This window comes from Candidatus Pedobacter colombiensis, from assembly GCA_029202485.1.
Lineage (GTDB): Bacteria > Bacteroidota > Bacteroidia > Sphingobacteriales > Sphingobacteriaceae > Pedobacter > Pedobacter colombiensis.
This window is the reverse complement of record CP119313.1, coordinates 1,497,324-1,517,264: the sequence shown is the minus strand read 5'-3', so window position 1 is coordinate 1,517,264 and position 19,941 is coordinate 1,497,324. Positions and strand designations below refer to the sequence as shown.

Sequence of the window (19,941 nt, the reverse complement as noted above, 5' to 3'; positions counted from 1 at the left end):
CCTACCTGATTAATGTTAATGAGCCGGTAATTGTTTTCTTTCCATTTCTTGGATTGATTATATAATAATATGTACCAACAGGTAATGGTTTCCCTTCATAATTGCCATCAAAAGGTATTGAATATCCTTGACTAAAAAAAATTTTTACTCCGTATCTATTAAAAATTTCTACCGTTGAGTTTGGATAAGATTCAAGGTGATTTAATTTCCAAACGTCATTTACACCATCCCCATTGGGACTAAAAGCATTTGGAGGAATGATTTCCCTTAATGCATGAAGCCGAACCTTTACAGTTTCATCGCAGTTTAATTTAGAAGTTACAGTCAGCGTGTATTCCCTATCATCATCAGCGGTAATAATAGGGTTCAATATATCATCTCTGCTTAACCCTGTAGCTGGCGACCATTTAAATTTTAATCCTGCTTCTGACACGGAGGCATTAACTTGTACTATACCATCAATAAATGCATACAGGTCGCTTTCAATATTAACTTTTGGTAATGGATTCACAATAATTGATCGGGTGATTTGATCTACACAACCATTATCAGCAGTAAATGTATAAGTGATATTCCAGATTCCAACTCCAGCACGAAGTGGATTAAAGCGACCATCAGCATTAATGCCCGGCCCTGAAAACACACCTTTACCGGGTACATTGCCTATTTCTTCTGCTACAATCAGCATACTTCCTGCATTGATACATACCGGGGTTAATTGATCAAATTTTACCGATGGTGCTGCATGCAAAGTGATGGTTTCCAAATTTATATGCTTACATGGACCACTCACATCACCCGAATAGGCAATTAGTTTTAATTCTGCAGTTTTAGTCAAGGGCGAAGTAAAGACCGGATAATTTAGAGCATAAGTGTCGTTTCTTACCGGATGTTGTACTGCCTTAATCATTACATTGTCTATATACCATTCCAGTCTGGTAATCTTATCAAAGCCGGCAATCGTTGAATTGTCTTTAACCTGAAAGTCCTTATTGCTACATAAATTATCCTTATCCAATACCTCAAAAGCTGCTGAAGGCGTCGCTCCATTTACTCTGAATGTATGCGGGACTACGTTGCTGCAACCATCAGCTGTAGTCACTGTAAGTTTCACCGTATAGTCACCGGCTGCATGGTATTTATGTAAACCATCAGTTAAAGTTGAGGTATTTAGTCCACCGGAACCTGCAGGATCACCGAAGTCCCAAACATAGCGCAAGCCGATAGTAGTTCCATCTGCATTTGTAGCTTTATTTTTAAACAGCACAGCATTATCGCTCACACAGGCATCCGGGGTATCAAAATCGACTAAAGGAAGTTTATTGATGACTAACTGTTGTGTTGACGCAACATTTGTACATCCTTTATCGGTTTCAACCGTTAAAGTCACCTGATAAGTGCCTGGTGTGGAAAAATTATGCACCGGATTTCTAACTGTTGAAACGTTAGGATTACTGGCTGAAGCATTTGCATCTCCGAAATTCCAGAGCCATTTTGTAATGACACCTTCGTTGGCTATGGATAGGTCTGTAAAAGTTACTTCTTTGGTCTCGCAGGAAGGTGTTCCAATTTTAAAAGCAGCATCTGGCAGTTTATTTACATGTACAATTACCGGCGTGGCCGGTGGCGATTCACAGCCTGATTCGCTCTCCACCCAAAGCGTTACCTTCTTATCACCAGCACTTGTATAAGTGTATTCGAATGGAGCTGCCGACCTTTTCGTCACAGTACCTGTACCATCACCAAAATCCCAATGCCATTTGGCAATATTTTTCCCATTGGGAATACTTGCATCAGTAAAAGTTATTGGAACCCCTATACAAGTTTGTATTGGCCCTGGAGCGATCTTAGCAGTTGGTAATCCAAAAACATCAAAATCCATTACCATTTCTTCATTTGGATCGCAGCCTGAAGGGTTAGGATTAATCACCGCAACCTTAACCTCATGTGACGAAGGCTGATCAAATAACAAATCCTGATGATAATTAAATTTATATACCATAATTCCATTTAACGTCTCCGTTCTATCCGGGTTTGGATTGTCTATTGGCGCATCCGTAATGCCATCAATTGTCCAGGTTATTTTTGGAGGTAGATAAGGTAAAGCCAGAGTAAAAGATGCTCTTTCCCCTACACAAATATCAGTCTTTTCCACACGGGTATTGGTAGCGGTATTTATATCAAAAAGTTCCAGATTCTGATACAGGTTCTTGGCATCTGCTCCGGCGAGATATCCATAGGATTCTACATTTCCATACCCATAGGCAATGGCAGAAAACCCACCATCAGCCATAAGCGTATGCGTAGGATTCGTCAAGGATCTAGCTGACACATCTTCCTGAAGGTAAGAATATCCCGTACTGCCAATAGAAACAAATGTGCTCTGAGGTGCTAACCCATTAATCGTAAAGGAGGCCTTAAATTCATCTTTAATAATTACGTTGATATAATGCTGGGTGATATTGGTAGGCGGAGTGGTTTGATTCTGCAATGCCGAATAAACAGTAATTTTAGATAGTGTTTGCTCAACAGGATTCAACACCGTCATTTCCGGATCTCCGGGATGCGGTGGTGGTGTATTATTAGGCAAACCTACATTCACGATATCGCAACCCTGACTAATCTGGTACTGAACTACGCTGATGGGGTCGGAAGCTTTAATGTGATTACCCACATCAGCAGATGTAAATTCGTAAAATGTACCCTTATTAAAAGTAACCGGGCTAATTGCTACGCCATTTATCGTCAACGTAGTATTGTCTTTGCTGAAATAAACCCGAAATACATCGTACGGTTTACGGATAAAGGGGGCTGTAATAAATTCCTTTCCCCAGGCGGTTATTGGATACAATTGTTGATAAAGGTTATCACCCCCACTACCGGAGGGCACGCCATTACCACAAAAACCGACCCAGCTGCTTCCGGAAAAAACGGCTATCGGTTTACAGATGCCACCCGTACTGGCAATAGAAAGAATATGCGAGCCCGACAGATCAGTACTTGACTGGTACTGATAAATATCCCCTTTTTGTAATGTTATTTGAAAGGTCTGTCCGGCTGCATGATGGTTATTTAACTCCTTAGCTGTTGGAGTAATCTCGATAAGGGTATTGTCTTCAACCGCAACAATGGTAAATTCAGAATATGCAGGCCCGGGATTATTGCCTCCTGGCGAGTTTTGTGTATAAGCCGTAGCGTAATATTCCCTGCCCAATACTTTGGTTGGCAATACCAGTGTGGCGGCTGATCTGGCAGCTTTAAAAATATGAGAATAAACAACAACGGGTTTCTCCGCAATTACCTGAATGGATTTACCTACTTCTTTTACATCTGAACTACCAATGTAAACATCAAGTATTGCCGGATCTATAGGAACTGCCCGGACCTGATTTGCAATAATGGAAAATGGTGAACCTGGAATATTTAGTCCACCAATCCGAACTTCAGCTGCAGTATTGACATCAGAAGTAATATACAAATACATTTTAGAGGTTTTACCATCAATATGGCCGGTATAAGCTATCCAAAATTCTTTTCCTTTATTTGAGGTATTTTGGGCTTCCACACGAACACATGGGAAGAACAAGAGCGCCCATATTATTAAAACCCATTTGTACATATTACTTAGTTATCCCTTTAGGATAACTAAGATAGTAGATTTTGTCTTAATAAAAATTCAAGCTGCTGATTTGCCAATAATAATTTTGCAGTCAGATCTCTGTTCTCTTTTCTAAGCATATATATTTCATATGCCTTTTCAATATTGATCTTTAAATCAGCTTCCATCCATGGTTTCTGAATGTATCGATATACCTGCCCTTTATTAATGGCATCAATTACTGCATCAATATCCGTGTACCCGGTAAGGATCATCCTGATTGGATCCGGATGTTTCTCCAGGATAGAAGCCAGAAACTCTACTCCCGTTGTTTTGGGCATTCTCTGGTCGGTAATGATCACATGAATTTCTTCCTTATCTAAAATAATCCTGCCTTCATCAGCAGATTCCGCGGTAAAAATATTATACAACCTTCTATAAGTGGCCTTAAACGCACTTAAATTGTGAGGTTCGTCATCAACATAAAGGATATTCACATTCATTTGTCTGGAAATAAAAGTTAAAAATACTTTTTTATTATTACTCTTAAAAGCCTATTTTTAGTTCTTTCAATAATTTACCTATTTTTTTTTATTTTTATAGCATACATATATTAAAAAAATGCAGTCTCAAGCTTATCCTAATTTAGATATTGAAGCACTAATAAACAACACGAAGCAATTAAATAAACTCTACAAGCCTGTATTATTTAATACCAAAAACAGTACCGAAAAGCAAAATTTTACTGATCTTTTAGCGAATAAACCTCATATTCAGATTTTTGATTGTATTGAATCTCAAATTGAAGAACTTATTAAATGTTTAAAGCCTGGAATCCCCCCTACTGAATTAAGAAAAGTAGCTGAAAATCATCGTGGCTCAACACCATTATTTGATTATGGTATATGGGTATATTATCCATGGTCTGAAAAATTAGTTCACCTCCTTGATGAGGAAGAATTTGTGATTGTACGTACGAATAGGAATAAGCATAAAATCACTGCTGAAGAGCAAGCATTACTTTCACAAAAGAAAATAGGTGTAATGGGACTGTCGGTAGGTCAATCGGTTTCTTTAACTCTGGCTATTGAAAGAGGATTTGGAGAATTGCGTATTGCGGACTTTGACGAACTTGATCTTTCTAATTTAAACCGCATCAGAACTGGCATACACAATATACAACTTCAAAAGACGGTTATCGTGGCCAGAGAAATTGCTGAACTTGATCCTTTTTTAAAGGTTGTTTGTTTCCATGAGGGCATTACCGAGAATAATATTGATGCTTTTTTAACTGAAAATGGAACGCTTGATCTTTTAATTGATGAGTGTGATAGTTTTGATGTAAAGATTAGCGCACGGCAAAAAGCAAAGGCGTTGGGCATCCCTGTCTTAATGGAAGGTAGCGACAGGTGTACTATTGATATTGAGAGATTTGATCTTGAGCCTGAAAGACCTGTTTTACATGGCTATGTAGAGCATATTGATATGAGTGTTTTTAAAACGCTTAAAACATTGGATGAGAAAGTACCATATATTGCTCCGGTAACGGGAATTGAGACTTTATCGCCAAGAATGAAGGCTTCAGCCGTTGAAATTATGAGTACCATTTCTACCTGGCCTCAGCTGGCTAGTGCCGTTACTTATGGTGGTGGAATTACAGCCGATCTTTCCAGAAAAATATTATTGGGGGGCTTAAAAATATCAGGAAGATTTTTTGTTGATATAGACGAGCTGATTACGGATGAGGTACCTGTGCCTGATCCGGTTGAGGAAGTAAGCGATAAACACTTAGATCCTTCGGATCTGAACGCCTATTTATCTGCTCATCAGATCGGTGACGGTAATCACGGGGAAGACATCTCAGAAATGTTGATTCATCAGTTGATTGCTTCGGCAGGTAAAGCACCTTCAGGAGGAAACAACCAACCATGGCACTGGCATTATAAAAATGGGACTTTGCACCTGTTTTTAAACAAAAGTGTATCTGGTGCTTATTTAGACCCTGATTACATTTCTTCCTATGCTTCTTTAGGTGCTTCCATTGAGAATTTATTATTAGAGGCTGCTGTAAATGAACTGGGTGTGGAGTGGAATTTCACACCAGAACTTTTCCCTAACCACATTGCCTTTTTTAAATTTAAAGGGAAGCATGAGGTGACCGAAGGGGAGAAAAACCTGGCTGCACAAATACCTGAAAGACATACTAACCGAAAGCTTGGTATGGCACAGGAAATTAGTGATGCCGATCTGGATCAGCTTAAAGCAGTTATTGAGACTGACGAAATTGGATTAAATTGGCTTACTGCCCCTGAGGATAAAACAGTTTTGGGCGATATATCAGGTCAAGCTGATCTATTGCGTATGTTTACTCCTGCCGCTCACCAGGATTTTATAAAGAAAGAAATGCGGTGGAACCAGGAACAGATTCTCGAAACAGCCGATGGTATTGGCATAAATACCCTCGACTTAAGCAATCAGGATCAGATCGGACTAAGGCTTATGAAAGATGAAAGAGCTGTTGAATTTCTAAAAAAGATAAAAGGCGGTAATGCCTTCAAATACCTTGCCCTAAAGCAATTCCAATCATCCCCCGCTATTGGCTTAATTACTTTACCGCAACATAGTCCTCTTGATTATTTAAAAGGAGGCATGGCGGTTGAAAAACTGTGGCTTACCGCCACTGCATTAGGCTATCAAATTCATCCCGTAAATGTTCCTTTAATTTTCTTTTACAAGAATGGTATTCAGGAATCGAATGATCTTCCTGAAGAAATTAGAAACCAAATTTTCAATTTACATCAAAAATTAAAGCATTTGTTTAAAATAACTGATAATATTGCAGAAATATTCATGTTTAGAATATTTAAAGCAGAATCATCACCGCAACGTACAATTAGAAAACCTTTAAATAAAACTTTATCCATTGGAACAGCATAAACCGCAGATCAACAAGCTTTATTTTAAAGCTTTTAGGGCCGTAGACAATCGCGCGGCTTGTATGAAATTTATTGAAGGACACACACACGTATTAGAAATATTCGGAATTACGAAAATTACTTCTGCAAAAATAGACTGGGTACTTAATCCTGGAGTTTATGTTGTGATTGTAAGTGCTGAGGAGGATGGTAAAGCACTAGCCGGTAGCCGGGTTCATATTGCTGATGGAATTACTCCCCTACCTGTTGAAGGAGCTGTAGGTGACATGGATAATCGGATTTATGGTATGGTGGCCGACCGGGTAGCTAATGGAACCGGGGAGCTTTGTGGAGTATGGAACTCATGGGAAATTGCCGGACTAGGTGTAGGTAGTTGGGTATTAAGCCAAATTACAGTTGCCTTATCCAGCTTAATTGGCTTACAATCATTGTTTGGACTTACGGCTCCTGCAACTTATAGAAATGCTGTGAGAGGTGGTTTTAGAGTGGTTAAAGAGATCGGTATTAATGGTAAGTTTTATTATCCAAAAGAAGATCTTACTGCTACAGTTGTTTTAAATGACGAGCTGGATACACTACCTACGGCAACACAGGAGTCGCATGATTTTGTTATGGCCCTAAGAAAGAATCCAAAACAAATCATTCCAATTCCAAACAAAACAAATGATGGCTTTATAGACATGCATATTGATATAGTTTTATGAGGAAAAGTGCTTACAAGAAATTAGTCATCCTTTTTTTCTTTTTATGTTGTACTTTTATTACTAAAGCTTCTTTTAGGGAGACCAGGGATTCTTTATTTAATTTAACGGAACACTCCAGTATCTTAATTGACTTCCCGGATACAGCCTCCATAGATTGGGTACTCAAAGCACAAAAAGTGTTTAAACCTTTTGATGCTCCATTTATTAATTTTGGCAAAATTGATAAGTCTGTTTGGTTAAAAGCAGATTTTCCGGACATCAAAAAGTCCGTTGTGGAACCTAGTATATTGATTGATCAGGCCAGGTTGGAGATTGCAGATATCTACTTTGTAAAAGACAACCATGTGATTTACCAAATGGCCGGGCAAAAAAACAGTACAGTAGCCAACTTTGATTTCCCTGGTAATACCAGAAGCTACGTTATACCACGAGAGGTGGTTGATCAACTGCCGGAAATATATATTAAATTGTATTCCGATGAGGTCATTATTGCTCCGGTTTTCATCGCCGCAAAAATTGACTTTGATAATATTTTTGCAAAAAGAGATATTTTCTTTGGTATATATACGGGCATCATGATCATCATGTTTGCCTATAACTTATTTCTTTATTTCAGCATTAAGGACAATAGTTACCTCAACTATATTTTTTGCATCATCTTTACCTGGGCAACTCAGGTAACCCTTCAAGGCTATTTTACCAAGTATTTTCTAATTGATCATCCTTGGTTTGATAATATTGCGGTTATCCTTTTTGCCAATCTGGGCCTTATTGCGTCTATACTTTTTACACAATCCTTTCTTAATACTAAGGTAAATGCACCAAAAAGCCACCGTATTATAAACATCCTACTTGTTCTATCCATTATTAATACGATTACTCTGTTATTTGGATTTAAACATGCCTCATTTACAGGTATGCAGGTACTTATTCTGGCAGGTTCAATTATTGGAACGGCTACTGCATACCGGTCCTTTTTCCACAAGAAATTTAAGCCTGCCGGTTACTATCTGGCCTCCTGGTCGTTCTTATTTTTTGGAATGATGATTTTCATTCTTAAGGACTATGAGGTACTGCCTTATAATACTTATACGAATTATTCCGTTCAGTTTACCTCAGTAATCGAAGTGATGCTTCTTTCTTTTGCTCTGGCAGATAAGATTAACTTCTTTAAGAAAGAGAATGAGATTGCTCAGAAACGTGCGCTCCTGATTTCTAAAGAAAATGAGCAGTTGATACTTCAACAGAATATTGAATTGGAGAAAAAGGTTAATGAAAGAACTGAGGCCTTACAGGAAACAAATGCAAATCTTAATCAGGCTTTGAGTAATCTGAAAGCTGCACAGTCGCAGTTGGTAGATGCTGAAAAGATGGCTGCACTGGGACAGTTAACGGCTGGTATTGCGCACGAAATTAACAATCCGATAAACTTTGTGACTTCGAACATTAAGCCATTACAGCTCGATATTGACGACTTAAAAGAAATCATCAATCGCTATGAAAAGATAGATTATTCGTTGGATGTAGTGGATCAGATTAAGGAAATTGACGCTTTTAAAAAGCAGATAGACCTTGAATTTATCAATAATGAGATCGAATCTCTGTTGATAGGGATTACTGATGGAGCAAAAAGAACAGCAGAGATCATCAGAAGTTTAAGAAATTTCAGCCGTTTGGATGAAGATGATTTAAAACCTATTGATATCAATGAAGGTTTACAGTCAACCCTGGTTTTGGTAAAAAATACAATGCCTGATAACCTTAAGGTGACTAAAGAATACGGGAATCTGCCTAAAATAGAATGTTTGCCGGGTAAAATAAACCAAGTATTCATGAACCTGATATCCAATGCCATACAAGCCATTAAGTCTAACGGAAAGGACAGAGAAGAAGAGCAGTTAATCATAAGAACCTGGTACGAGGACAACAATGTTAAAATTAGCATTAAAGATTCGGGTACAGGAATGAGCGATGAGGTTAAGCACAAAATATTTGAACCTTTCTTTACCACTAAAGAAGTTGGAGAAGGAACTGGTTTAGGTTTATCAATTGTTTTTAGTATAATTGAGAAACATAAAGGTCATATCGATGTTCTATCCGAAGTAGATCAAGGTACAGAATTCATCATTACATTACCTGTTAATACACAATAAGCAAAAGCGTACTATGAGTGCACCCAATGTAAGAGTTCTATATATTGATGATGAAGAAAATAATCTTCAGGCTTTTAAAGCGAGTTTTAGGCGACAGTATGAAATCTACACGGCCATATCAGCTGCTGAGGGTTTAAAAGTATTGCAAAACATTTCGATACAGGTTATTCTGGCCGACCAAAAAATGCCTGGTACTACGGGTGTCGAGTTTTTTAAGAGCATTATAGACACCTACCCTGATCCGATAAGGATATTGCTTACCGGTTATACTGATATTGAAGCACTTGCGGATGCGATTAACCATGGTGATATATACAGATATATTACTAAGCCCTGGAACGATCTGGAATTACACAATTCTATAAAAAATGCTTACGATGCCTATAAAGCCAAAATTGACCTGAGAAACAAAGTAGCTGAACTGGAGAAGACAAATGATGAACTCAACAGATTTATATATAGTATTTCTCACGAATTGAGGGCTCCTCTTGTATCAGCAATGGGCATTGTTAATCTGGTTAAGATGGAAGGGCTTTATAACAATAGCGGCGAATACTGGAGTTTGATAGAAACCTGTTCTAATAAATTGGATTACTATATTCAGAAAACTCTTCAGTATTATAAAAACAATAAAACCATCTCAGAAAACACGTCTATTGACTTTCATAAACTGATACCCGAGTTAATCGAGCTGCATACTTATGCGGATCATCAAACTACTTTTAGTATAGATATTAATCAGAAGGAAGAGTTTTACGGTGATGCTTTTAGAGTTGAGGTGATATTGGGTAATTTGATTTCAAATGCGATTAAATATCAAAAAGAGACCGAAATAAACAAAAGGGTTAATATACATGTTGATGTTAGAAGAGAGCAGGTAGAAATTTCTATTAATGATAATGGGATGGGTATTCTTAATGAGCATTTGGAAAAGATTTTCACCCAATTCTTCAAGAGTAAAGTTAATCAAGGTAGCGGGTTAGGATTATTTATTGTTAAAGAAGCATTAAATAAGATTAATGGGAAAATTACCGTAAGTTCTAATCAGACTGAAGGTACTACATTTAAAATAACCATTCCTAATGTTAAATAATTGCAAAACAGTTTTATTAATCGATGATAATGATGTTGATTTAAGGATCAATTCGAAAATCATAAAGATATCGAGCCTGTTTGAGGAGGTCATTACCTGCCAATCGGCAGAGGATGCATTGGATTACCTTCACAAAGCCTTGAATAATGGAGACAAACTACCTGACTTCATTTTACTCGATATACAAATGCCAGATATGGATGGCTTTGAATTTTTGGAAGTATATAAGGATATGCCAAAACGATTAACGGAGAATTGTCTGATTGCCATGCTTTCTTCTACGCTTGATTTTGGAGATATCAAAAAGGCCGAAGCCAGCCTTCATGTTGTTAAACTGTTAAAAAAGCCCCTATTCCCTAAGGAATTGGAAGCTGTGTTGAAAAAGCATTTTCCTTCATAACTATCTACCCAGACCAGCAGGTTCAAAATCCAAAGCTATCGAATTCATACAGTAACGTTTGTATGTTGGCGGCGGTCCATCATCAAAAATATGTCCTAGATGAGAACCGCAACGGCCACAGAGTACTTCTATTCTATGCATCCCTAAAGAGTTGTCGTTTTTGTAAATGGTACTATTTTTACGGATAGGCTCGAAAAAACTTGGCCAGCCGCATGTACTGGCAAACTTAGCATCGGATTTAAACAGGGGATTTCCGCATACCCTGCAATAGTATGTTCCTTTGGTTTCCGAATCCCAGTACTTTCCTGTAAAAGGCTTTTCTGTCGCAGCTTCCCTGGCTACAGCATAAAGATCAGGAGGCAATATCTTTTTCCATTCTGCATTACTTACGTTCAGCTTTTTAGTGTCCGTTCTGGAATAATAAGGATTTTTCATAGGTTTATTTTGTCCGTAGCTACTGCTTAATAGCAGCACAGGGATTAGTAAATTGAATATCGCTTTCATTTTTTTAAAGTTCTACTTTGAACATATACGATAATGATGTGGTTTCAGGTTTTTAATGACCTGGTATAATTCGAATATTCCGGCTATCACGACTATATAACAAAGTTGGCTGGTTAAAGTTGTTACTTTTTTTTAGGCTAAAAAATGTGTAAACCATGAAGTTCAAAAGCGTGAAATAAGTTTACAATCTATACTATCTATTCATCGCTCCTATGCACTATAAAAAGTCTAAAAATAATGTTCCTGACAAAATACCCCAACATCCTCCTCCCCTGTAAAGCTGTAAAGAAGAGGTTATCAAAAAAGGAGGTGCTCTATATCTGAGCAATATTTTAGCATATCTTTAATTAAGTTAATTACCTCAAAATAAGTTGTTATGAAAGTTGTGGTTTATGGAACAGGAAAAATGGCAGAGCTGATATGTTACTCCTTTAACAATGACAGTCCCTATGAAGTTGTTGCATTTTGTGTTGATGATGCCTATGCGCCTTTGGAAACTGAACTATTGGGATTGCCCATATTAAGTTTTGAACAGGTCTTGACAAAATTTCCTAAAGAAAGTCACAAGATACATGTTGCTATCGGTAGAAATAATGTTAGGGAAGTTGTTTATCATAAAGTCAGGAAGGCCGGTTATTCATTTGCAAATTACATTTCCTCAAGGGCAAATGTATGGCCGGATTTAGTTACAGGCCAGAATACCTTTATCGATCAAGCTTCGGTTATCCATCCTTTTGTCACTATTGGCAATAACTGCATGTTAATTGGCACACGTATTGGCCATCATTCAACGATTAGAAATAATGTGCTGCTATCGGGTAATATACTTGCAGGGAATGTAACTATTGGAAATAATTCTTTCCTTGGGATCAACTCTTCAGTGAAGGAAGATGTTTGTATAGGAAACAACAATATCATTGGTGCCGGTGTATTCATTCGCAAAGACACTGAAGATTACTCGATCATCTCAGATTCTACAGTTCCGCAGCGGGTAGGTGACTCGAAAAGGTTTATTATGTTTAATAAATCACGTGAAGTTAAACATGAGTAAGTTTAAGTACCTGGCATTTTATTTGGCATATATCAATTCAAATCTGTTATCATGGAAAACAAACAAATTTGTGAGCATATCAAAAGCATTGAAATGATAAAGCTTCCCAAAGAGCTTGTGTGTGAAGAATGCATTAAAATAAATAGTGATTGGGTTCATTTAAGAACTTGTCAAACTTGTGGAATGACATTGTGTTGTGATCAATCCCCCAATATGCATATGACAAAGCACTACCATGCTACACAGCATCCGGTTGTCAGCTCCGCGATGCCTGGGGAAAGGTGGTTGTGGTGTTATAAAGATGAAATTTTTACAGATTATTAAATTAATATTCCAGCGATTCTCTATCCCATTTGGCTAAGTCGGCACCAGTGTTATAAGTACTGCGTAAAAACTCCATTAATTTATCACCTGGCTTTTCTGCACGTTGTACTACAGAATAAGGCAAAATAAATTCGCCTAACGTTTGGTGATAATATGCTTCTTCGGGTTGAACTTTTGCACTTTTGTATCCTTTGGGTTCGGGATATAAATAACAATAAAACACGACCTCCTTCAAGCCTTCTCCTCCTGTCCAAAAGCCGCAGCTGTTCACTTCTTTACAATACGCATCTTCTGCGACCCAATTAGGCATACCTGGTACTCCCCCAGGATGTTTAGGTGCTGTACGACCGGAGAAGAAAGATAATGCTAAATCAAAACTCCCCCAAAAAAAATGAATCGGGCTACACTTGCCCCTAAATTCAGCTCTGAATTTCATAAAAACATCCTGAATATTTAGCAAAGCCTGATGAAAAGCGGTAACCTGTTGATCCTCATAGGTAGCATGGGTAGTATCCTCTTCAAAGGGAATTGGATCAGCAAGCTCTACGGGAATAGGTTTAATCGTTAAATTGATTTTCAAGTCATTTAAGAGCTTGAAAATTTTTCTATAAAAATCAGCTACAGAAATCTCATGTAGATCGAATTGCCGAGTTTCCCCATTGCTGGTTGTAATTTTTAATTGATGCACTATAAAATCAAAATCTATCTGAAAACTTTGATCATTATACCGCATCGATTCTGTGGTTAAGCCAGTGGGTGTAACATGAAGTGTAACATGCCAGGAATGGTTTACCCATGGCAGAACTGCAAGTTTTATTTTTCCTACGATCTGCGACCATAGTTGTAAAGTCTCATAGGTGGACTTCCCCTTTTCATAGGAAAGTATTGGCCAATTGTGTTCCATGGTCTAATTACAAACCGTCACTACAATTGTTTGATTCTATTAAATTATTTTCCAATGTAATTAACAAGCATCAGGTCTGTTTTTGTTCGAGATTTTTGTATAATGCCAGCCCCACTGGTATCGGTAGCCAAAACGTTAAAAATCTAAAGAGCAGTGTAATAATAAGTGATGCGTGAATTGGCACCCCCATTGTTGTAAAAAAATAGGTCATTGCGCTTTCATAAACAATTAATGATCCTGGAGATATTGGCAATGCACCAATTACAATGGAGAGCAGTAAGCCGAGAACCATAGCATAAAACGGTATAGCAACATGAAGGCCTTTAATGACTGCAAATACCGTAAGCACATCACAACTAATGAGGCCAACTTGTAAACCAATAGCCTTCACTAAACTAGCTTTATCTTTTAGGAGCAATTTAAATACCCCCTCATTATTGCCGGTAAAAGAAGCAAATTTCACGCTTTCCAGATACTTTTGGATACGAGGAAATTTAGCCAGTTTACGCAAAATATAACTTAATATTTTCTGGTTGCTAAGTGAAAACATCAGAAAGCCCAGACAGGAATAAAAAACAAAGCCCAGTATAGCTACATACATAATTGTAGAATTATATTTGGTTGCTACGATTTGATACCAGCTAAAAAAAGTAATTAACAGCAACAAAAAAGCTGTGTAGTAGCAAATTGATTCCGATACAATAACTGAGAATACGCGGTTTGCCCCTACTTTCCTCTTAACAAGTTGATTAAAAACATATCCATTACCGCTGATACCTCCCGTTGGTAGTGCCTGATTGATGAAAATAATGACAATTGAGGTTTTAAATAAAATCCTAAAAGGGATAAGTTTTGAATCTTTGCTTAATAGTACTTTTAATACATATGCGTAGAGTAAATAGGTTGTGATTTGTGCTCCAATGGCAAGCCATAACCATGCTGGGCTCATTTCAAGTAACAGGGTTTTAATATCATCGAGCTTTCCAATATAATGCAAAGCAAAATAAAATACCCCTATTGATAATACATAAAATATGATCCTTGATCGGGTAAAAAATCCATGTTCCTTTTCTTTTGTCATCAAAGTACAGCGTAAGCTTCACTACTAATTAACAAACAAATAGCAAATTTAATGCACAAAAACTGGCCCAATCTTGCGGATCACTCGCTTAACCAATAACCGGTTAATACACGATCGAATCATCCCAGCAAATTATCTGGCCTTTAAATGACTTTTGATTCCTTCGACAGGGCATCACTATCCAATCTTTAAAATCGATTAAAGATAATCCATCATTTTTAGCTATCTCCTCTTCCTGGCAGGCATCTATAACTGAACCGTCAACCGCTATAACTCCCTTTTCGCTACACTCAAAAGTCCAAATCTTTTTAATCTTCATATCCGGAGCAATGGTGATGATTTTAGAGACATACGGTTTATCTAACCATATACCTGGAGAAAACTGATCTCCAACTTTCCAATCATTCCCAGATCGTACCGTATGCCCTTTAGATCCGCATTCAATTCTAAATTTATCAAATAACCTAAAGCCAAACTGGGCCTCTACCTCCGCAACATTACATTTTATGTTTTGGCTAATTAGATTATTCAGTATTTGCTCTACGAAATACGTAGGCTCCCCCTTTCTGATATGGTATTCCGGGAATATCCTGGTAAAAGTTAAAACATTGCTCATACGCCAAATTTCATCATAACATTATAGGTTAATCTAAAATCAGCTCATTAAGTGCAGCTTTCGTAAAACCTTTTAATGCTCCTGTATTCCCTTCTTTGATTTTCTTTACCCAATTCGGATCAGCCAACAATGGCCTACCTACAGCTACGAGGTCAAAATCTCCCCTATCCATACGACGCATCAATTCCTCTAATGAACTTGGTTCAGAACTTTCACCTGCAAAAGCTGCTAAAAATTCACCGTTTAAACCTACAGAGCCTACGGTAATGGTGGCTTTTCCAGTTATCTTTTTTGCCCATCCGGCAAAGTTCAGGTCAGAACCTTCAAACTCCGGCTCCCAGAATCGGCGCTGTGAACAATGGAAAATATCTACTCCTGCATCGGCCATAGGTTTTAACCAGGCTTCCATTTCTTCCGGTGTTTTTGCCATTTGGTTGGTATAATCGGCAGGTTTCCACTGTGATAAACGAAGAATGATTGCAAAATCTTCCCCTACCTGTCTCCGCACTTCTTTGATCACTTCAATCGCAAAACGACTACGCTCTGGCAAGGTTTTACCACCATAACCATCTGTACGCAAATTTGTACCCTCCCAGAAGAACTGATCAATCAGATAACCATGGGCACCATGAATCTCAACAGTATCAAATCCCAAACGCTTTGCATTGGCTGCTGCGCGGCCATAGGCCAAAATCGCTTCGGTAATGTCATTTTCAGTCATGGTATTTCCATTGTTGAAGCCAGGTCTGTTCAAACCCGAAGGCCCTTCAAAAGGTTCAGCTGGCACCCAACCAGAACGGTGGTTGTCCATAATCCCCATATGCCAGATCTGAGGTCCCATTTTCCCTCCTGCTCCATGCACGCTTTTAATCACATTCTCCCAACCCGACAGAGCCGCTGCTCCATAAAAATGAGGAATATTAGGGTCGTTCGAAGAAGCAATCCGGTCAATCACTGTACCTTCAGAAAGGATCAGGCCAACTTCACCTTCCGCTCTTTTCTGATAATAAGCTACTACATTTGAAGTAGGTATTCCATTCGGCGAGAATGACCTGGTCATAGGGGCCATTACAATTCTGTTTTTTGTATTTAATGATTTCAGACTGAAGGGTCTAAATAAACTGTCAGTATTCATATTATTCTATTTAAATATCAGATTGGATAATTTTACTCAACTCTTCAAATGCTGCTTCATTACGTTTGTAATAGGTCCATTGTCCTACCCTCGTAGATTCTACCAGGCCAGCACGTTGAAGAATAGATAAGTACTCGGAAACAGTAGACTGGGTAAGTCCTGCTTTTTTTTGGATCTCCCCTACACAAACTCCAACTTCAAAGCCTGCATGAACTTGCGCTGGAAAACTTGCTTCAGGAGTTTTTAACCATTGCAAAATCTCCAGCCTCGTCTTATTGGAAAGTGCTTTAAATATATCTAGCTGTTTCATATTCATAGCACAAAGATATATCGACTTTTTCCGATATCCCTATTAAGCAAGAAGAGATGACTCCTTGATGATAATATCGGATTTTCCCGATATCCTACAAGCGTTAAACCATATTATTTTAGGTAGAAATATAAATGTTCAAAAAAAAATAAGCATATTTAGCCTATAATCTACCCTATGTATTCTGTCATTAAGGATTCATAGTATAATCGTTATACTAACTAAAACGCTGCATGACAAAAAAAAAGATATTAATAACTGGTGCTAGCAGGGGCCTTGGTTTAGCAATATCTAGAAAATTATCTTCTCAATATGAACTGATATTGCACGCCTCCAGCGCAGATAGCTTTACAGCTATCCCCCAAAACAGCCAACTTTTGTGTGCTGATCTTTCTGATGCTGAGCAAGTAGCCAATTTTTGTAAACAACTGAAAAAGGAACATGGCGATACACTTTATGGTATTATAAATAATGCCGGGATTACTTTTGATAATTCACTGATCTTTCAACCTGAAAAGGCAATCGATACGATGCTTAATGTTAACCTCAGGTCGCCTATCATGATTTGCAAAACGGCTATGAAAATCTTTAGCCTCAACAAACAAGGTGTAATCATCAATATCAGTTCGGTAGTCGCAGAAACCGGAAATGCTTTTCAATCCGTATATGCGGCAACAAAAGCCGGTTTAATTGCCCTATCAAAATCATTGGCGCAGGAAGCCGCAGCACTCAACGATACCCATCAGATCAGGGTACTCAGCATTGCTCCCGGTTTTATTGAAACTGACATGACAGATGGCATTCCTGAGACTGAAAAGGAAAAGTATTTAAAAATGATTCCTTCAAAGAGATTTGGAAAAGCAGAAGAAATAGCAGAATTGATTTCCTTCCTGGTGTCTGATCAATCTGCTTATATCAATGGAACTAACATACACATCAATGGTGGTTTAGCCTAATTAATACATTATAAAATGAATAATCTTTTAGGAACATCCCCGGCAGACCTATTGATCCACGGACCAAAAAAATCGCTTTTGGACGCTTATCACTGGCATGTGCCTGATATTGGTATTGTTGCCAGCTACTCGCCCACAGCAAGAGATGTGGAGGATCATTTTGGCGTATTCAGAGGTGTAGACCAGATCGAGTCATTTGCTCAGGCTACAATTGTATCTTGCAGCGCTTTTTCAGAATGCATTAAGCAGCAGTGCGACTTCAACCACCTTAAGGCTACCTTCATTCCACTTTTTGTAAGTATTGGGCAAGTCAATTTTAGAAGTTACCTTGAAGAAGGTGATGTATTTATCAGCATGGGTCGGATCACCTTCTATAAATTCAGACAAATGATCAGTGAAGGCAGAATCTACAAAGTACCTAAAGGTCTTGATTTGGATGCCTATTTTAGTAATTTTAGCACAGAACAATTTCTTCAATATGACCTTAGTGATGATTTCACATTGATATCAGAACTATTTGACGTAACAGGAAAAGGAATAAAAAGAGATAAGAAAAAATAACAATGGAAAGACAAGAAATTATTGATGGCTTGGTGGATATTCTAAAAACAGTTAGAACTATTGACCAGGAAAAACTGGAAAACGTAACAGAAGAAACTGATTTTATAGCTGACCTCAATACCCCTTCAACAGAAATGATCAATATTGCAGCTAAAGCGGAGCAGAAATTTGATGTAGAATTTGAAGATGATGATATAGACGATCTTGGGTCGAAGGTAAAAGATATCGTAGACCTCATCATAAAAACAAAAGAAAGAGTCTAACCATGTCTATCGAGGGAAGAAAAGTTGCAATAGTAGGTATGGGTGGAGCTTTCCCAAACTGTAAGGACATAGATCAGTTTAAACAAAAAATGTTTGCCGGTGAAAGTCTGATCAGGGATTGGGATCTGGCCATGGCCTTTGGAAAAAATATCCGTTCTACCGTCTCAGGCTTCATTACTGAAGCTGAGATGGGTATCGAAGCTGTTTTATCGAGCCTTGTGGAAGGTTATCCTGAAACCTATATTGATCAATTAGGAAGAATACCGGATGGCAATTTAGCCACAGCGGATGTTGGGAGTATCTGGGCTATGCTTGGATCACAAGATGCGATTAAAATGGCCGGGTGGACAACTTCGGAAACCGAGTCTGAACAAACCGGGGTCGTTATAGGCTCTGGTGGTGCCGGACACGTTATTTTACGAAATGCATGGCATAATTTCTATACTTCAAATCGCAAAACCAGAATTATCGGGTCGCACACAGTTGATAGAACAATGGTTTATCGTGATGCAGCCAATGTTTCCTGTTTGATTAAAAACAGAGGTGTCTGCGAATCCATAGGTTCTGCTTGTGCAACCGGCCTGGGTAACATTGGTCACGCTTACCGCTTAATTAAATTTGGCCTTCAGGATCGTGCTGTGGCTGGTGGCGTTGAGGGAACTTCTTTAGAAACATTTATTGGCTTTGATGCGATGCAGGTTTTAGCCAAAGGCTTCAGTGCTGATAAAAGTTCGCGTCCATTTGATATCGACAGAAATGGTTTTGTTTGTTCATTTGGCTGTGGCATCGTTGCACTCGAAGAATACGAAATGGCAAAGGCCAGAGGGGCTAAAATCCTTGCCGTAATCGACAACTATCATAACAATTCTGACGGTGACGGAAATATGTTCTTTCCTTCATTCTCCGGTCAGAAAAGATTATGGAAAGGCCTAATTGGCGATCTGCCCATCAAACCAGATGTGGTAAAAGTTCATGGTACATCAACTCCGGTTGGCGATGCCATCGAATTATTAAGTGTAGTGGATGTGATGGGTGAAGAAGGTTATCAGATCTCTGCTCCAAAGTCCCAGTTTGGTCACATGCTTGGTGCAGCCGGCGCAGTAGAACTCATCACCTCGCTATTTATGCTCGAAAACCAGCAGGTTTTACCTTGCTTAAATGCTGATGTACTGAATTCGGAGCAGGAATCATTTCAAAAATCTCCGACATGGGATGGCCCTGAAAAACCTCTTGAGGCATACAGGCATTTAATTTCACCGCATACACTTAAAAAGGAAATCAATCAGATCGTTTGTTTAAACTACGGTTTTGGCGGCACCAATAGTGCCATGTCTATCTCAAAACACAATTAA

Annotated in this window: 19 protein-coding genes; 11 read left to right on the top strand and 8 right to left on the bottom strand. The window is 38.3% G+C overall.

Features of this window, described 5'->3' with window-relative positions:
- Position 1 precedes the first annotated feature (1 nt).
- Positions 2-3,619: a PKD domain-containing protein gene (locus P0Y49_06345; protein WEK20754.1), complete on the bottom strand. Its 3,618-nt coding sequence runs from the start codon at positions 3,617-3,619 to the stop codon at positions 2-4.
- Positions 3,620-3,645: 26 nt separating this feature from the next.
- Complete coding sequence (locus P0Y49_06340) at positions 3,646-4,101, bottom strand: response regulator (GenBank protein ID WEK20753.1); 456 nt, start codon at positions 4,099-4,101, stop codon at positions 3,646-3,648.
- Between the two features lie 118 nt (positions 4,102-4,219).
- Here P0Y49_06340 and P0Y49_06335 point away from each other — a divergent pair, with 118 nt between their 5' ends.
- The 5 genes from P0Y49_06335 to P0Y49_06315 are packed head-to-tail and all read left to right on the top strand — an operon-like array spanning position 4,220 to position 10,884.
- Positions 4,220-6,535: an Rv1355c family protein gene (locus P0Y49_06335; GenBank protein WEK20752.1), complete on the top strand. Its 2,316-nt coding sequence runs from the start codon at positions 4,220-4,222 to the stop codon at positions 6,533-6,535.
- Positions 6,522-7,238 carry a hypothetical protein gene (locus tag P0Y49_06330; protein WEK20751.1) on the top strand — a complete coding sequence of 239 codons (717 nt, stop codon included), beginning with the start codon at positions 6,522-6,524 and terminating at the stop codon, positions 7,236-7,238. Before P0Y49_06335 ends, P0Y49_06330 begins: the two co-directional genes overlap by 14 nt.
- On the top strand, positions 7,235-9,391 hold the full coding sequence (locus P0Y49_06325) for a 7TM diverse intracellular signaling domain-containing protein (GenBank protein WEK20750.1): 2,157 nt from the start codon (positions 7,235-7,237) through the stop codon (positions 9,389-9,391). The genes P0Y49_06330 and P0Y49_06325 overlap by 4 nt, the downstream gene beginning before the upstream one ends.
- Positions 9,392-9,404: 13 nt before the next feature.
- The gene (locus P0Y49_06320) at positions 9,405-10,484 is read left to right on the top strand and encodes a hybrid sensor histidine kinase/response regulator (GenBank protein WEK20749.1); all 1,080 of its coding nucleotides are present in this window, start codon (positions 9,405-9,407) and stop codon (positions 10,482-10,484) included.
- The gene (locus P0Y49_06315) at positions 10,474-10,884 is read left to right on the top strand and encodes a response regulator (GenBank protein WEK20748.1); all 411 of its coding nucleotides are present in this window, start codon (positions 10,474-10,476) and stop codon (positions 10,882-10,884) included. Before P0Y49_06320 ends, P0Y49_06315 begins: the two co-directional genes overlap by 11 nt.
- On the opposite strand, the gene msrB is transcribed toward P0Y49_06315, so the two are convergent.
- Positions 10,885-11,388: a peptide-methionine (R)-S-oxide reductase MsrB gene (gene msrB / locus P0Y49_06310; GenBank protein WEK20747.1), complete on the bottom strand. Its 504-nt coding sequence runs from the start codon at positions 11,386-11,388 to the stop codon at positions 10,885-10,887.
- Positions 11,389-11,764: 376 nt separating this feature from the next.
- Between msrB and P0Y49_06305 the strand changes: the two genes are divergently transcribed.
- Together P0Y49_06305 and P0Y49_06300 are read left to right on the top strand one after the other, a co-directional pair.
- Complete coding sequence (locus P0Y49_06305; GenBank protein WEK20746.1) at positions 11,765-12,439, top strand: acetyltransferase; 675 nt, start codon at positions 11,765-11,767, stop codon at positions 12,437-12,439.
- A 51-nt stretch (positions 12,440-12,490) separates the two neighbouring features.
- Positions 12,491-12,763 (top strand): UBP-type zinc finger domain-containing protein, encoded by a 273-nt coding sequence (locus P0Y49_06300; protein WEK20745.1) that lies wholly within the window; start codon positions 12,491-12,493, stop codon positions 12,761-12,763.
- A gap of 1 nt (position 12,764) precedes the next feature.
- Here the strand turns inward: P0Y49_06300 and P0Y49_06295 are convergent, their stop codons facing one another.
- The 5 genes from P0Y49_06295 to P0Y49_06275 all read right to left on the bottom strand — a co-directional run bounded on the left by P0Y49_06295 (position 12,765) and on the right by P0Y49_06275 (position 16,809).
- On the bottom strand, positions 12,765-13,667 hold the full coding sequence (locus P0Y49_06295; protein ID WEK20744.1) for a DUF5996 family protein: 903 nt from the start codon (positions 13,665-13,667) through the stop codon (positions 12,765-12,767).
- 70 nt (positions 13,668-13,737) lie between these two features.
- Positions 13,738-14,748: a lysylphosphatidylglycerol synthase transmembrane domain-containing protein gene (locus P0Y49_06290; GenBank protein WEK20743.1), complete on the bottom strand. Its 1,011-nt coding sequence runs from the start codon at positions 14,746-14,748 to the stop codon at positions 13,738-13,740.
- 103 nt (positions 14,749-14,851) lie between these two features.
- Positions 14,852-15,364: a hypothetical protein gene (locus tag P0Y49_06285; protein WEK20742.1), complete on the bottom strand. Its 513-nt coding sequence runs from the start codon at positions 15,362-15,364 to the stop codon at positions 14,852-14,854.
- Positions 15,365-15,392: 28 nt separating this feature from the next.
- Entirely contained in the window at positions 15,393-16,499 is a 1,107-nt protein-coding gene (locus P0Y49_06280; GenBank protein WEK20741.1) for an NADH:flavin oxidoreductase, read from the bottom strand.
- Positions 16,500-16,509: 10 nt separating this feature from the next.
- Complete coding sequence (locus P0Y49_06275) at positions 16,510-16,809, bottom strand: metalloregulator ArsR/SmtB family transcription factor (GenBank protein WEK21777.1); 300 nt, start codon at positions 16,807-16,809, stop codon at positions 16,510-16,512.
- Positions 16,810-17,042: 233 nt separating this feature from the next.
- On the opposite strand from P0Y49_06275, the gene P0Y49_06270 reads away from it, so the two are divergent.
- The 4 genes from P0Y49_06270 to P0Y49_06255 are packed head-to-tail and all read left to right on the top strand — an operon-like array spanning position 17,043 to position 19,941.
- Complete coding sequence (locus P0Y49_06270) at positions 17,043-17,765, top strand: SDR family NAD(P)-dependent oxidoreductase (protein ID WEK20740.1); 723 nt, start codon at positions 17,043-17,045, stop codon at positions 17,763-17,765.
- 15 nt (positions 17,766-17,780) lie between these two features.
- The gene (locus P0Y49_06265) at positions 17,781-18,326 is read left to right on the top strand and encodes a hypothetical protein (GenBank protein WEK20739.1); all 546 of its coding nucleotides are present in this window, start codon (positions 17,781-17,783) and stop codon (positions 18,324-18,326) included.
- 2 nt (positions 18,327-18,328) lie between these two features.
- Positions 18,329-18,589 (top strand): acyl carrier protein, encoded by a 261-nt coding sequence (locus tag P0Y49_06260; protein ID WEK20738.1) that lies wholly within the window; start codon positions 18,329-18,331, stop codon positions 18,587-18,589.
- Between the two features lie 2 nt (positions 18,590-18,591).
- On the top strand, positions 18,592-19,941 hold the full coding sequence (locus P0Y49_06255; protein ID WEK20737.1) for a beta-ketoacyl synthase N-terminal-like domain-containing protein: 1,350 nt from the start codon (positions 18,592-18,594) through the stop codon (positions 19,939-19,941).

Coding starts and splice junctions, on each gene's coding strand:
- P0Y49_06285 (WEK20742.1), bottom strand. CDS start 15,364: ATGAGCAATGTTTTAACTTTTACCAGGATATTCCCGGAATACCATATC.
- P0Y49_06260 (WEK20738.1), top strand. CDS start 18,329: ATGGAAAGACAAGAAATTATTGATGGCTTGGTGGATATTCTAAAAACA.
- P0Y49_06295 (WEK20744.1), bottom strand. CDS start 13,667: ATGGAACACAATTGGCCAATACTTTCCTATGAAAAGGGGAAGTCCACC.
- P0Y49_06255 (WEK20737.1), top strand. CDS start 18,592: ATGTCTATCGAGGGAAGAAAAGTTGCAATAGTAGGTATGGGTGGAGCT.
- P0Y49_06315 (WEK20748.1), top strand. CDS start 10,474: ATGTTAAATAATTGCAAAACAGTTTTATTAATCGATGATAATGATGTT.
- P0Y49_06290 (WEK20743.1), bottom strand. CDS start 14,748: ATGACAAAAGAAAAGGAACATGGATTTTTTACCCGATCAAGGATCATA.
- P0Y49_06345 (WEK20754.1), bottom strand. CDS start 3,619: ATGTACAAATGGGTTTTAATAATATGGGCGCTCTTGTTCTTCCCATGT.
- msrB (WEK20747.1), bottom strand. CDS start 11,388: ATGAAAGCGATATTCAATTTACTAATCCCTGTGCTGCTATTAAGCAGT.
- P0Y49_06325 (WEK20750.1), top strand. CDS start 7,235: ATGAGGAAAAGTGCTTACAAGAAATTAGTCATCCTTTTTTTCTTTTTA.
- P0Y49_06340 (WEK20753.1), bottom strand. CDS start 4,101: ATGAATGTGAATATCCTTTATGTTGATGACGAACCTCACAATTTAAGT.
- P0Y49_06270 (WEK20740.1), top strand. CDS start 17,043: ATGACAAAAAAAAAGATATTAATAACTGGTGCTAGCAGGGGCCTTGGT.
- P0Y49_06265 (WEK20739.1), top strand. CDS start 17,781: ATGAATAATCTTTTAGGAACATCCCCGGCAGACCTATTGATCCACGGA.
- P0Y49_06320 (WEK20749.1), top strand. CDS start 9,405: ATGAGTGCACCCAATGTAAGAGTTCTATATATTGATGATGAAGAAAAT.
- P0Y49_06300 (WEK20745.1), top strand. CDS start 12,491: ATGGAAAACAAACAAATTTGTGAGCATATCAAAAGCATTGAAATGATA.
- P0Y49_06305 (WEK20746.1), top strand. CDS start 11,765: ATGAAAGTTGTGGTTTATGGAACAGGAAAAATGGCAGAGCTGATATGT.
- P0Y49_06275 (WEK21777.1), bottom strand. CDS start 16,809: ATGAAACAGCTAGATATATTTAAAGCACTTTCCAATAAGACGAGGCTG.
- P0Y49_06280 (WEK20741.1), bottom strand. CDS start 16,499: ATGAATACTGACAGTTTATTTAGACCCTTCAGTCTGAAATCATTAAAT.
- P0Y49_06335 (WEK20752.1), top strand. CDS start 4,220: ATGCAGTCTCAAGCTTATCCTAATTTAGATATTGAAGCACTAATAAAC.